10 protein-coding genes are annotated in these 12,070 nt (G+C 71.5%); 3 read left to right on the forward strand and 7 right to left on the reverse strand.

Annotated elements, in window-relative coordinates:
• Window positions 1-112 precede the first annotated feature (112 nt).
• The 7 genes from ACZ4D5_RS01410 to ACZ4D5_RS01440 form a co-directional block, all read right to left on the reverse strand.
• Entirely contained in the window at window positions 113-613 is a 501-nt protein-coding gene (locus ACZ4D5_RS01410; protein WP_467771462.1) for a GNAT family N-acetyltransferase, read from the reverse strand.
• A 37-nt stretch (window positions 614-650) separates the two neighbouring features.
• The gene (locus tag ACZ4D5_RS01415) at window positions 651-2,105 is read right to left on the reverse strand and encodes a pyridoxal phosphate-dependent decarboxylase family protein (RefSeq protein ID WP_467770272.1); all 1,455 of its coding nucleotides are present in this window, start codon (window positions 2,103-2,105) and stop codon (window positions 651-653) included.
• Window positions 2,106-2,249: 144 nt separating this feature from the next.
• Window positions 2,250-3,299: an ABC transporter substrate-binding protein gene (locus ACZ4D5_RS01420; protein WP_467770273.1), complete on the reverse strand. Its 1,050-nt coding sequence runs from the start codon at window positions 3,297-3,299 to the stop codon at window positions 2,250-2,252.
• Window positions 3,300-3,462: 163 nt separating this feature from the next.
• The gene (locus tag ACZ4D5_RS01425; protein ID WP_467770274.1) at window positions 3,463-4,617 is read right to left on the reverse strand and encodes an acyl-CoA dehydrogenase family protein; all 1,155 of its coding nucleotides are present in this window, start codon (window positions 4,615-4,617) and stop codon (window positions 3,463-3,465) included.
• Between the two features lie 6 nt (window positions 4,618-4,623).
• Window positions 4,624-5,568, reverse strand: coding sequence for a hydroxymethylglutaryl-CoA lyase (locus ACZ4D5_RS01430; RefSeq protein ID WP_467770275.1), 945 nt, complete (start codon window positions 5,566-5,568; stop codon window positions 4,624-4,626).
• Window positions 5,565-7,535, reverse strand: a complete 1,971-nt coding sequence (locus ACZ4D5_RS01435) for an acetyl/propionyl/methylcrotonyl-CoA carboxylase subunit alpha (protein WP_467770276.1) — start codon at window positions 7,533-7,535, stop codon at window positions 5,565-5,567. The genes ACZ4D5_RS01430 and ACZ4D5_RS01435 overlap by 4 nt, the downstream gene beginning before the upstream one ends.
• Before the next feature lie 13 nt (window positions 7,536-7,548).
• Window positions 7,549-9,165, reverse strand: coding sequence for a carboxyl transferase domain-containing protein (locus tag ACZ4D5_RS01440; RefSeq protein ID WP_467770277.1), 1,617 nt, complete (start codon window positions 9,163-9,165; stop codon window positions 7,549-7,551).
• 122 nt (window positions 9,166-9,287) lie between these two features.
• Here ACZ4D5_RS01440 and ACZ4D5_RS01445 point away from each other — a divergent pair, with 122 nt between their 5' ends.
• From ACZ4D5_RS01445 to ACZ4D5_RS01455, 3 genes are all read left to right on the forward strand, one after another.
• Window positions 9,288-9,881, forward strand: a complete 594-nt coding sequence (locus tag ACZ4D5_RS01445) for an SACE_7040 family transcriptional regulator (RefSeq protein ID WP_467770278.1) — start codon at window positions 9,288-9,290, stop codon at window positions 9,879-9,881.
• Window positions 9,882-9,995: 114 nt separating this feature from the next.
• A complete protein-coding gene (locus ACZ4D5_RS01450; RefSeq protein WP_389319574.1) occupies window positions 9,996-11,153 on the forward strand; it encodes an acyl-CoA dehydrogenase family protein in 1,158 nt (385 codons plus the stop codon).
• A gap of 36 nt (window positions 11,154-11,189) precedes the next feature.
• On the forward strand, window positions 11,190-12,050 hold the full coding sequence (locus ACZ4D5_RS01455) for an acyl-CoA thioesterase (RefSeq protein ID WP_467770279.1): 861 nt from the start codon (window positions 11,190-11,192) through the stop codon (window positions 12,048-12,050).
• Window positions 12,051-12,070: the final 20 nt, after the last annotated feature.

Here is a 12,070-nt window from a genome sequence, read left to right on the forward strand (position 1 = left end):
TGAACGAGTGACATGAACGAGCGACATGGGCGAGCGACATGGACGAGTGACATGGACGGGCGCCCCGGAGGACCGTCTCCGGGGCGCCCGTCGGCTTGTGGGGGCGGCCGGTTCAGGCCGCGGCGAACCGCTCGCGGGTGCAGAAGCTCAGCAGGGCCTGCTTCTCCGGTTTCTGGACGACCGTCTCGGCGCGGAACCCGACGGCTTCGAGCAGGACGTGCGCCGTGGTGTCGCGCAGATCGGGATCGATCACGACGCGCTCGGCCGCCGGGTCCGCGAACAGTTCCCGCACCGCCGCGGTGAGCGCGCCGAGCGTGAAGCCGGGGACGGGGAAGCGGACCTCGGACGGCACGGTGAGGAGGCGCATGCCGACGTCACCGGGCAAGGGGTCGTAGAGGCCGACGAGTTCGACGTACGCGGGGTCGTACCGCTCCACGAGGAAGGACGGCACGCCCCCGTGCAAACCGAGGAAGGCGTCGCGGTGGTCGGCGGCCGCGATGGCCATGTACGCGCGCTCGACGTCGGGCAGGGTGGCGTTCTGCATCAGCCAGTGCGCGGACTCGGGCCGGGTGACCCAGTCGTGGACCAGCTCGGAGTGGGTCAGGGGGTCCATGGGGCGCAGGGTGAAGGCGGCGGTCGTCTCGCGCGGCTCAGCAGGCGCGGTCAAGGTTCTCTCCCAGGTACTGCTCGGCGTGGTCGGCGATCAGATCGAGGACGGCCGTGATGTCGTCGACCGTCGTCTCCGGGTTGAGCAGGGTGAACTTCAGGAACTGCCGGTCGCCCACCTTGGCGCCCGCCACCACCGCGTCCCCCGCGGCGAACAGCGCCTTGCGGGCGTAGAGGTTGGCGCGGTCGATGGCGGAGGGGGCGCAGATCGCCGCGGGGATGTAGCGGAAGGTGAGCGTGGACAGCTGCGGCTCGGCGACGACGTCGAAGCGGGGGTCGGCGACGAGCCGCCGCCAGCCCTCGGTGGCCAGCTCGCAGACCTCGTCGAAGAGGTCGCCGACGCCGTTCGCGCCCATCACGCGCAGCGTCATCCACAGTTTCAGGGCGTCGAAGCGCCGGTCGCTCTGGAGGGACTTGCCGGCCTGGTCGGGGGTGCGGTCCTGTGCTCTGCGGTCCTGCGCCGTGCGGTCCTGCGCCGTGCGGGACAGAGCGGCCCCCTCGCGCACCAGCAGGGCCGACGAACTCACCGGCTGGAAGAAGGACTTGTGGAAGTCCACGGTCACGGAGTCGGCGCGCTCGATGCCGTCGATGAGGTGCCGGTTCCTGCGCGAGGCGAGCAGGCCGCAGCCGTACGCCGCGTCCACGTGCAGCCACGTGCCGTACTGCGCGCACAGCGCGGCGATCTCGGGCAGCGGGTCGATGGAGCCGAAGTCGGCGGTGCCCGCCGACGCGACGACCGCCATGGGGGAGAGGTCGTCGCGGCGGCAGTGCTCCAGCGCACGGGCCAGGGCCACGGTCTGCATGCGCTTGTTCCGGTCGGCGGGGACCACCACGACGGCGTCCTCCCCGAGGCCGAGCAGCCCGGCCGCCTTCCGGGCGCCGGCGTGACCGGCCTCGGAGACGAGGACGCGCAGGGTCGTGGGGTCCCGGTGTGCCGCGGGGTCCCGTTCGGCCGCCGCTTCGCGGGCGAGCAGCAGGGCCTGGAGGTCGGACTGGGCCCCGCCGGAGGTGAACACGCCGTCGGCGGCCGGGCCGAGACCGATGCGCCCGGCGGTCCAGTCGACGAGGCGGCGCTCGATGAGCGTGGCGCCCGTGGACCGGTCCCAGGTGTCCAGACAGGAGTTGACGCCGGAGAGCACGGCCTCGCCCAGGACGGCGGGGATGACGGCCGGGCTGTGGAGGTGGGCGAGATGGCGGGGGTGGTGCGCGTACACCGCGTCGCGCAGGTACAGCTCCTCCAGCTCGTCGAGGGCGTCGAGGGTGTCGTGCAGCGGCTCGTCGAGGTCGACGGAGTCGATGCGGGAGGCGAGGGCGTCGGCGGTGACTCCTGTGAACGGACGGGAAGCGGCGGCCAGTTGGGCGGCCACCCGCTCGACTCCTTCGGTCACGGAGCTGCGGTACCGCTCCGCGGTGGTGTCGTTGAGCAGGTGCGAGCGCATGAACTGTCCTCTGGGGTGAGGGGTCTTGAGCAGTAAGGTAAGCCTAACCTAACTTTCTTTCGCTCGGGGGTGGGGGAGGCGTAAAACGGAACAGCCCTCTCCGCGGTGCGGGGAGGGCTGTGGTGCCGGGAGGCGGGGCGGGTGTCAGCCGACCTTCTTCGCCTTCTCGATCGCGTCGGCCAGGTCCTCGAGGATCGGCGCGCACTTGTCGTACGAGAAAATCGGCTCCGTCACGCGCGGGATGACCTGTCCGGCCTTGACCGCGGGCAGCTGCCGCCAGGTCGGCTTGGACTTGTCGAGGTCGGCCGGCTGGAGCGCCGAGGTGCGGTTGTCCATCATGATGACGTCCGCGTCGTACTTGTCGACGTTCTCCCAGCTGAGGTTCTCGAACCAGCCGCCGGTCTCGTTCTTCGCCTCCTCCGGCGGCTCGACGATGTTCACGCCGAGCGCCTTGAAGTACTCCAGGTCGGCGGAGAGGTTCGAGCCGGAGACGTAGAACAGGTTCTGGCTCGCGGAGCCGATGAGGACCTTGACGTCCTTGCGTGCCTTGGCGACCTTGCGCAGCCGCTCGGAGGCGTCCTCGAAGCGCTTCTTCGCCTTGACGACCTTGTCCGACTTCACGTCCGCGCCGAGCGACTCGGCGAGCGCCTGGATGCGCTGCAGCGGCTGCGTCATCTGGCGGTCGTAGACGCTGATGCCGACGCTGGGGGCGAGCTTGAGGATCTTGTCCTTGCTCTCCTCGGGGACGTACCAGAGGGTGCCCTGGTCGTCGAACATCGTGGAGATCAGCACGTCCGGTGCGAGAGCCGCGTACTTCTCGATCTTGAACTGACCCCATGCGTTGCCGATGATCGTCAGCTTGCTGACGTCCATGTCGCCGGCCTGGACGTCGGGCTTGCCGTCCTTGGTCTTCGTCGGGCCGAAGACGCCCTTGCACTCGATGCCGTAGTCGAACAGGGCGGCGGCGACGCCGGTGAACGCGACGATGTTCTTCGGTGTCGCGTCCTTCTTGGCGGTCTCGCCGCGGTCGTCCTTGAAGCTCCAGGGGCCGGACGTGCCCGCGCCGCCCCCGGATGCGCCCGACCCGTCCTTTTTCTCTGAGCCGCAGGCCGCCAGGACGGCGGTCAGGCCGAGGGCGCCGCCGGCGGCGAGGATGCCGCGGCGGGAAGGCTGGGGGAGGCGGGCCTGGGGCATGGGGTCTCTGCTTTCGTGACGTACGGCGGCGGGGGCCGCTGGCCGGAAGTAGTGCTTAGGCTAGCCTAAGCTGACTCCGGAACCGGTGGCCCCTCACGTCACGGTCGGCTCACGAAGACCGGGCGGCGCCCGGGCCCTGCCTCGGCCGTGCTTCGGCCCCGCCTCAGCCCGCGAAGCCCAGCTCGCGCGCGATCAGCATGCGCTGCACCTCGCTCGTGCCCTCGCCGATCTCCAGGATCTTGGAGTCCCGCCACATCCTGGCCACGGGGTACTCGTTCATGAAGCCGTACCCGCCGTGGATCTGGGTGGCCTCGCGGGCGTTGTCCACGGCCACCGTCGAGGAGTAGAGCTTGGCGATCGCCGCCTCCTTCTTGAACGGCTCGCCGGCGACCATGCGCGAGGCCGCGTCGTACCAGCCCACGCGGGCCATGTGCGCCCGCATCTCCATGTCGGCGATCTTGAACTGGATGGCTTGATTCGCACCGATCGGCCTGCCGAAGGCGTGCCGCTCCCTGGCGTACTTCACGGACTCGTCCACGCAGCCCTGGGCGAGCCCGGTGGCGAGTGCGGAGATCGCGACCCGGCCCTCGTCGAGGATGCGCAGGAACTGGGCGTACCCCCGGCCCTCCTCGCCGAGCAGGTTCGCCGCCGGGACGCGGACGTCGGAGAAGGACAGCTCGCGGGTGTCCGAGGCGTTCCACCCGACCTTCGAGTACGGCGCCGCGACCGTGAAGCCCGGTGTCCCGGACGGCACGATGATCGCGGAGATCAGCGGGCGGCCGTCCTCCGTGCGGCCGGTGACGGCGGTGACCGTGACCAGGCCCGTGATGTCCGTACCGGAGTTGGTGATGAAGCACTTGGAGCCGTTGATCACCCACTCGTCGCCGTCGCGCACGGCCGTGGTGCGGGTGCCTCCCGCGTCCGAGCCGCCGTCCGGCTCGGTCAGGCCGAAGGCGCCGAGCATCTCGCCGGAGCACAGCCGCGGCAGCCACTCGCGCTTCTGCTCGTCGGTGCCGAAGAGGTGGATCGGCATGGCGCCGAGCGAGGCGCCCGCCTCCAGGGTGATCGCCACGGACGAGTCGACGCGGGCGAGCTCCTCCAGGGCGATGCCGAGCGCGAAATAGTCGCCGCCCATGCCGCCGTACTCCTCGGGGAAGGGCAGGCCGAACAGGCCCATGCGGCCCATCTCGCGGACGATCTCGTACGGGAACTCGTGGCGCTCGTAGAGGTCGCCGATCTTGGGGGCCACGACGTCGTGCGCGAACGCCTCGACCGTGCGGCGCAGTTCCTCGTGCTCGGGGCTCAGGCGGTGGTCCATCGTTCTTCACTGCTCCTGGTGGGTCAGGGCGCGGACGGTGCGGGACGGGCTGGGTCGGCCCAGTCGGTCGGCCATCCACGCGCTGGTGGCGCTGAGGCGGCCGAGGTCGACCCCGGTGTCGATGCCGAGGCCGTGCAGCATCCACACGAGGTCTTCGGTGGCGAGGTTGCCGGTGGCGCTCTTCGCGTACGGGCAGCCGCCCAGGCCGCCGGCCGAGGCGTCGACCGTCGTCACGCCGTGCTGGAGGGCGGCGAGGGTGTTGGCGAGCGCCTGGCCGTACGTGTCGTGGAAGTGGACGCCGATGCGGTCGGCCGGTACCCCCGCCTCGTCGAGCGCGGTGAGCAGGGCGAGGACGTGGCCCGGCGTGGCCACCCCGATGGTGTCGCCGAGGCTCAGTTCGTCGCACCCCATGTCGAGCAGGGCGCGGCAGACGCGGACGACCTGGGCGATGGGCACGGGGCCCTCCCAGGGGTCGCCGAAGCACATCGAGAGATAGCCGCGCACGTGCGCCCCCTGCTCCCGCGCGCGGGAGACCACCGGGTCGAACATCGCGAGGGCCTCGTCCACCGTGCGGTTGAGGTTGGCCTTGGCGAAGGACTCGGTGGCGCTGGCGAAGACCGCGATGCGCCGCGCGCCGAGCGCGAGGGCGCGGTCAAGGCCCCGTTCGTTCGGCACGAGGACCGGCAGGTGGACGCCTTCGAGGTCGCCGAGGAGCGGGAACAGCCGCTCGGCGTCGGCCAGTTGGGGCACCCACTTGGGGTGTACGAAGCTGGTGGCCTCGACGGTGGTCAGGCCCGCGTCGGCCAGGCGGTGGACGAACTCCGCCTTGATCTCGGTGGGGACGGTCGCCTTCTCGTTCTGCAGGCCGTCGCGGGCGCCGACCTCGTGGATGCGGACGCGGGGCGGCAGGCCCTGGGCGGGGACGGTCATGGGGAGTCCGGCGGCGGTCATCGTTCGTCCTCCTCGGCGGGCGTCCCGTCGTCGGGCTCGACCACGGCCAGCACCTGGTCCATGGCGACGGTGGCGCCCGGGGTGACGTCGAGCTCGGTGACCGTGCCGGCGTGCGGTGCGGAGATGACGTGCTCCATCTTCATCGCCTCGACCACGAGCAGGCTCTGGCCCGCGCTCACCCGGTCGCCGGGGGAGACCTTCACGACCGTGACGGTGCCGGGCATGGGGGCGGTGAGCGCGTCCGCCCCGGCGTGCGCGGCGCCGGTGAGGGAGGCCGCCACGGGGTCGTGGTCCTGCACGTGCCAGGCGTCGCCCTCGCGGCCGAGCCAGTCGCCCGCGCGGCGGAAGGTGTGCAGGACGCCGTCGACGGTCACCGAGACGCGGTCGGGGCCGACGGCCGGGGCGGTGCCGCGCAGTTGGTGGGTGACCGGCTCGTGTCCCGCGGCGCGCAGCCAGTGGGTGAGCGGCGCGGGGGTGCCGCCGAGCCGCCAGCCGCTCGGCACGGAGAAGGGGTCGCGCCAGCCTTCGCCCGACGGCTGCAGGGCGGCCTCGCGCACCGCGGCCGCCGCCTCGTACACCTCGTCGGGCACGCCGTCCGGGACCAGGGCGTCCGCCTCGCGCTCCACCAGGCCCGTGTCCAACTCGCCCGCCACCACGGCCGGGTGGGCGAGGAGCCTGCGCAGGAAGCCCGCGTTCGTCGGCACGCCGAGGATGACGGTGTCGGCGAGGGCGGCGCGCAGCTTGCGCAGGGCCGTGGCGCGGTCGGGGCCGTAGGCGATGACCTTGGAGAGCATGGGGTCGTAGAGACTGCCGACCTCCGTGCCCTCGCTCAGGCCGGAGTCGGTGCGCACGCCGTCGCCCTGCGGCTCGTGCAGGGAGAGGACCGTGCCGCCCGAGGGCAGGAAGCCGCGGGACCCCGCTTTGACGGACACGGTCTCGGCGCAGACGCGGGCCTCCACGGCGTGGCCGGTGAGGCTGATGTCCTGCTGCCCGAAGGGCAGGTGCTCGCCCGCGGCCACCCGCACCTGCCACTCCACCAGGTCGAGGCCGGTGACCAGCTCCGTGACCGGGTGCTCCACCTGGAGGCGGGTGTTCATCTCCATGAAGTAGTACGACGAGGGGTCGCTGCCCGGCACGATGAACTCCACCGTGCCCGCGCCCGCGTACCCGCAGGAGCGGGCGGCCTGGACCGCGGCCTCGCCCATCGCCGCGCGCGTGGCCTCGTCCAGGAGGACGCTGGGCGCCTCCTCGATGATCTTCTGGTGGCGGCGCTGCAGCGAGCACTCGCGCTCGCCGAGGTGGATCACCTGGCCGTGGCCGTCGGCGAGGACCTGGATCTCGATGTGCCGGGGGCGGTCGATCCACCGCTCCACGAGCAGCGTGTCGTCGCCGAAGGAGGCGCGGGCCTCGCGCCTGGCGGCCGCGATCTCGTCGGCGAGCAGCGCCTCGTCCCGCACCAGGCGCATGCCCTTGCCGCCGCCGCCCGCGCTCGGCTTGAGCAGCACCGGGGTGCCGATCTCCCGGGCGGCGTCGGCCAGTTGGGCGTCGGTCAGGCCGCTGCCCGAGGAGCCGGGGACGACCGGGACGCCCGCCGCCTTCACCGTCTCCTTGGCGCGGATCTTGTCGCCCATGAGCGCGATGGCCTCGGCGGGCGGGCCGATGAAGGTCAGCCCGGCGTCCGCGCAGGCCTGCGCGAAGTCGGCGTTCTCCGCGAGGAAGCCGTAGCCCGGGTGGACCGCCTGGGCGCCGGACGTGGCCGCCGCCTCCAGGATGCGCTCCACGGACAGATAGCTCTCGGCGGCCGGCGGCGGGCCGATGCGCACGGCCGTGTCGGCCTCGCGCACATGCCGGGCGTCCGCGTCCGCGTCGCTGAAGACGGCGACCGAGCGGACGCCGAGCGCGCGCAGGGTGCGGATGACGCGGACCGCGATCTCGCCGCGGTTGGCGACCAGCACGGTGTCGAACATCGTCATTCGTTCCTCACATCCGGAAGACGCCGAAGCCGGGTTCGCCCAGCGGGGCGCCCGCGCACGCGGTCAGGGCCAGACCCAGGACCTGCCGGGTCTCCATCGGGTCGATCACGCCGTCGTCCCAGAGGCGGGCCGTGGCGTAGTAGGCGTTGCCCTGCGCTTCGTACTGCGCGCGGATCGGGTCCTTGAAGGCCTCTTCGTCCTCGGCCGCCCACTGCTCGCCGCGGGCCTCCATCTGGTCGCGCTTGACCGTGGCGAGCACGGAGGCGGCCTGCTCGCCGCCCATCACGGAGATCTTGGCGTTCGGCCACATCCACAGGAAGCGCGGGGAGTAGGCCCGGCCGCACATCGAGTAGTTGCCCGCGCCGTACGAACCGCCGACCACGACCGTCAGCTTCGGCACGCGCGTGCAGGCCACGGCCGTGACCATCTTGGCGCCGTGCTTGGCGATGCCGCCCGCTTCATAGTCCCGCCCGACCATGAATCCGGAGATGTTCTGCAGGAAGACCAGGGGGATGCCGCGCTGGTCGCACAGCTCGATGAAGTGGGCGCCCTTCTGGGCGGACTCGGAGAACAGGATGCCGTTGTTCGCGACGATCCCGACCGGGTGGCCGTGGATGTGGGCGAAGCCGGTGACCAGTGTCGTGCCGTACTCCGCCTTGAACTCGGCGAAGCGGGAGCCGTCGACCACGCGGGCGATGACTTCGCGTACGTCATAGGGGGTGCGCGAATCCGTCGGCACCGCGCCGTACAACCCCAGGGGGTCGACCTTCGGCTCCTCCACCGGCTGGACGGACCAGGGCAGTTCGCCGCGCTCGGGGAGGGTGGAGACGATGGTGCGCACGATGCGCAGGGCGTGGGCGTCGTCCTCGGCGAGGTGGTCGGTGACGCCGGAGGTGCGGGAGTGGACCTCGCCGCCGCCCAGCTCCTCGGCGGTGACGACCTCGCCGGTCGCGGCCTTCACCAGGGGCGGGCCGCCGAGGAAGATCGTGCCCTGATTGCGCACGATCACCGCCTCGTCGCTCATCGCGGGGACGTACGCCCCGCCGGCCGTGCAGGAGCCGAGGACGGCGGCGATCTGCGGGATCCCCGCCCCCGACATCCGGGCCTGGTTGTAGAAGATCCGCCCGAAGTGCTCGCGGTCGGGGAAGACGTCGTCCTGCATGGGCAGGAAGGCGCCGCCCGAGTCGACCAGGTAGAGACACGGGAGGCGGTTCTCCAGCGCCACCTCCTGGGCGCGCAGGTGCTTCTTCACCGTCATGGGGTAGTACGTGCCGCCCTTGACCGTGGCGTCATTGGCGACGATCACGCACTCACGGCCCGAGACGCGGCCGATGCCCGCGATCACGCCGGCGGCCGGGGCGTCCCCGCCATACAGCCCGTCGGCCGCGAGGGGGGCCAGCTCCAGGAAGGGCGAGCCCGGGTCGAGGAGGGTGTCCACGCGGTCCCGGGGCAGCAGCTTGCCGCGCGCCACATGGCGGGCCCGCGCCCGCTCGCCGCCGCCGAGCGCGGCCGCGGCGAGCTTGGCCCGCAGCTCCTCGACGAGGGCGGTGTGCGCCGCCTCGTTCGTCCGCCATGCCTCGGACGCGGGATCAGCCGCGCTCGCCAGCACTGGTGCCTGCCGCATCAGTCGAGCCCCCTTACTCGGTCCACTCGGTCGACCTCTGGATCACTCTGGATCGGTTAATGAGCGTTAACGCGTTTCCTTCAGGTTAACGAGCGCTAACCGGACTGTCTAGAATCAATTCCATGGCCACCAGAACCGACGCCCCCACCCGCCGCGAGCAGATCCTCAAGGAGGCCGCGCGGCTCTTCGCCGAGCGGGGCTTCCACGGGGTCGGCGTGGACGAGATAGGGGCCGCCGTCGGCATCAGCGGACCGGGGTTGTACCGGCACTTCGCGGGCAAGGACGCGATGCTCGCCGAGTTGCTCGTCGGCATCAGCGGACAGCTCCTGACGGGCGGCAAGCGCTGTGTGGCCGAGGCGGACGGCTCGCCGGAGCGGGTCCTGGACGCGCTCATCGACGGGCACATCGACTTCGCCCTCGACGACCGCTCCCTGATCACCCTGCACGACCGCGAGCTGGACCGCCTGCGGGACAGCGACCGCAAGCTGGTCCGCCAGCTCCAGCGGCAGTACGTGGAGATCTGGGTCGACGTCGTGCGCAAGGTCTATCCGGACCTCGCCGAGAACGCCGCGCGGATGTCCGTGCACGCGGTCTTCGGGCTGCTGAACTCCACGCCGCACCTGAGCCGCCGCGACGCGCTGCCCGGCAGGGCGGCCACGGCCGAGCTCCTGCACCGGCTCGCGCGCGGGGCGTTCGCCTCGGCCGTCGCCGGGTGACGGACGCCTCCGGGTGCTCTGCCGAGTGACACGCATCTCTGGACGCTCTGGTGACTCCCGGGTAACCTGCACTCTGAGCAAGCGCTTAGTCGTCGTGGGCAGAGGGAGTTCTCCGTGCGCCGTACCGTTTTCAATGAGGACCACGAGGCGTTCCGGGAGACCCTGCGCGCCTTCATCGAGGCCGAGGTCGTCCCGGTCCACGACGAGTGGTTCGCCGCGGGCCAGGTGCCGCGCGAGTTCTACTACAAGCTCGCCGAGCTGGGCCTGTTCGGCATCAACGTCCCCGAGGAGTTCGGCGGCGCGGGCCTGGACACCCACAAGTTCGAGGCCATCCAGTACGAGGAGACCGCCCGCGCGGGCGTGACCTTCGGCGGCTCCGGCGTGCACGTGCTGCTCGCCCTGCCCTACATCAAGGCGCTCGCCACCGACGAGCAGAAGAAGCGCTACCTGGAGAAGTTCGTCTCCGCCGAGGAGATGTGGGCCCTCGCGATGACCGAGCCGGGCACCGGCTCCGACCTCGCGGGCATGAAGAGCACGGCCAAGCTCTCCGAGGACGGCACGCACTACGTCCTCAACGGCTCCAAGACCTTCATCACCGGCGGCGTCCACGCCGACCGCGTGATCGTCTGCGCCCGCACCTCCGCGCCGACCGCCGAGGACCGCCGCTTCGGCATCTCCCTCTTCGCCGTCGACACCAAGTCCGAGGGCTACTCCATCGGCCGCAAGCTCGACAAGCTGGGCCTGAAGACCTCCGACACCGCCGAGCTGGCGTTCGTCGACGTGAAGGTCCCCGTCGAGGACCTCCTCGGCGAGGAGAACAAGGGCTTCTACTACCTCGGCAGCAACCTGCCCTCCGAGCGCTGGGGCATCGCCTACGGCGCGTACGCCCAGGCCAAGGCCGCCGTCCGGTTCGCCAAGGAGTACGTCCAGGACCGCACCGTCTTCGGCAAGACGGTCGCCTCCTTCCAGAACACCAAGTTCGAGCTGGCCGCCTGCCAGGCCGAGGTGGACGCCGCCGAGGCCGTCGCCGACCGCGCCCTGGAGGCCCTGGACGCGGGCGAGCTGACCGCCGCGGAGGCCGCCTCCGCGAAGCTGTTCAACACCGAGGTGGCGCACCGCGTCATCGACAAGTGCCTGCAGCTGCACGGCGGCTACGGCTTCATGAACGAGTACCCCATCGCCCGCCTGTACGCGGACAACCGCGTGAACCGCATCTACGGCGGCACCAGCGAGGTCATGAAGATGATCATCGCGAAGAACATGGGCCTGTGACCCGGCCCGCAGAGACAGCCCTGTAGAACTGCCTTCATGAACCAGGCACTTGAGGACCTCCTCGATCTGCTCGACCTGGAGCAGATCGAGGAGGACATCTTCCGGGGCGTGAGCCGCTCGGCTCTCGTGCCCCGCGTCTTCGGAGGCCAGGTCGCCGCACAGGCCCTGGTCGCCGCCGGCCGCACCGTCCCCGTGGAACGGGCGGCCCACTCCCTGCACGCGTACTTCCTGCGCCCGGGGGATCCCGGCGCGCCCATCGTGTACACGGTCGACCGGATACGCGACGGCCGCTCCTTCACCACGCGCCGCGTCGTCGCCGTCCAGCACGGGCACCCCATCTTCCACCTCTCCGCGTCCTTCCAGACGTACGAGGAGGGTCTGGAGCACCAGAGCGCGATGCCGGACGCGCCCGCCCCGGAGACGCTGCCCACCGCCGCCGAGATGCTGCCGCGCCACCTGCCCGCGTCCGTCGCCGAGCGGCTGATCGAGGCCCGCGCCGCCGTCGACCTGCGCTACGCCGACGTGCCGCCCTGGGGCACCGTCGGACAGCCGCGCGAGCCGCGCTCCCAGGTGTGGTTCCGAGCGGGCGGCAAGCTGGCGGACGACCCCCTGCTGCACGTCTGCCTCGCCACGTACGTCTCCGACATGACGCTGCTCGACTCCGTGCTGCTCGCGCACGGCAGGGGCGGCTGGGCCGTCGGCGACGTCGTCGGCGCCTCGCTGGACCACGCGATGTGGTTCCACCGGCCCTTCCGCGCGGACGAATGGCTGCTCTACGACCAGGAGTCCCCCTCGGCGTCCGGAGGGCGCGGCCTCGGTCAGGCGCGGATCTGGACGCAGGACGGGCAGCTTGCGGTGACCGTCATCCAGGAGGGCGTGGTCCGCGTCCCGAGGTGAGCCCCGGGGTTGGTTCGCGT

It is taken from the genome of Streptomyces sp. NPDC025651 (assembly GCF_055558735.1).

Coding starts and splice junctions, on each gene's coding strand:
- ACZ4D5_RS01410 (WP_467771462.1), bottom strand. CDS start 613: ATGGACCCCCTGACCCACTCCGAGCTGGTCCACGACTGGGTCACCCGG.
- ACZ4D5_RS01415 (WP_467770272.1), bottom strand. CDS start 2,105: ATGCGCTCGCACCTGCTCAACGACACCACCGCGGAGCGGTACCGCAGC.
- ACZ4D5_RS01420 (WP_467770273.1), bottom strand. CDS start 3,299: ATGCCCCAGGCCCGCCTCCCCCAGCCTTCCCGCCGCGGCATCCTCGCC.
- ACZ4D5_RS01425 (WP_467770274.1), bottom strand. CDS start 4,617: ATGGACCACCGCCTGAGCCCCGAGCACGAGGAACTGCGCCGCACGGTC.
- ACZ4D5_RS01430 (WP_467770275.1), bottom strand. CDS start 5,568: ATGACCGCCGCCGGACTCCCCATGACCGTCCCCGCCCAGGGCCTGCCG.
- ACZ4D5_RS01435 (WP_467770276.1), bottom strand. CDS start 7,535: ATGTTCGACACCGTGCTGGTCGCCAACCGCGGCGAGATCGCGGTCCGC.
- ACZ4D5_RS01440 (WP_467770277.1), bottom strand. CDS start 9,165: ATGCGGCAGGCACCAGTGCTGGCGAGCGCGGCTGATCCCGCGTCCGAG.
- ACZ4D5_RS01445 (WP_467770278.1), top strand. CDS start 9,288: ATGGCCACCAGAACCGACGCCCCCACCCGCCGCGAGCAGATCCTCAAG.
- ACZ4D5_RS01455 (WP_467770279.1), top strand. CDS start 11,190: ATGAACCAGGCACTTGAGGACCTCCTCGATCTGCTCGACCTGGAGCAG.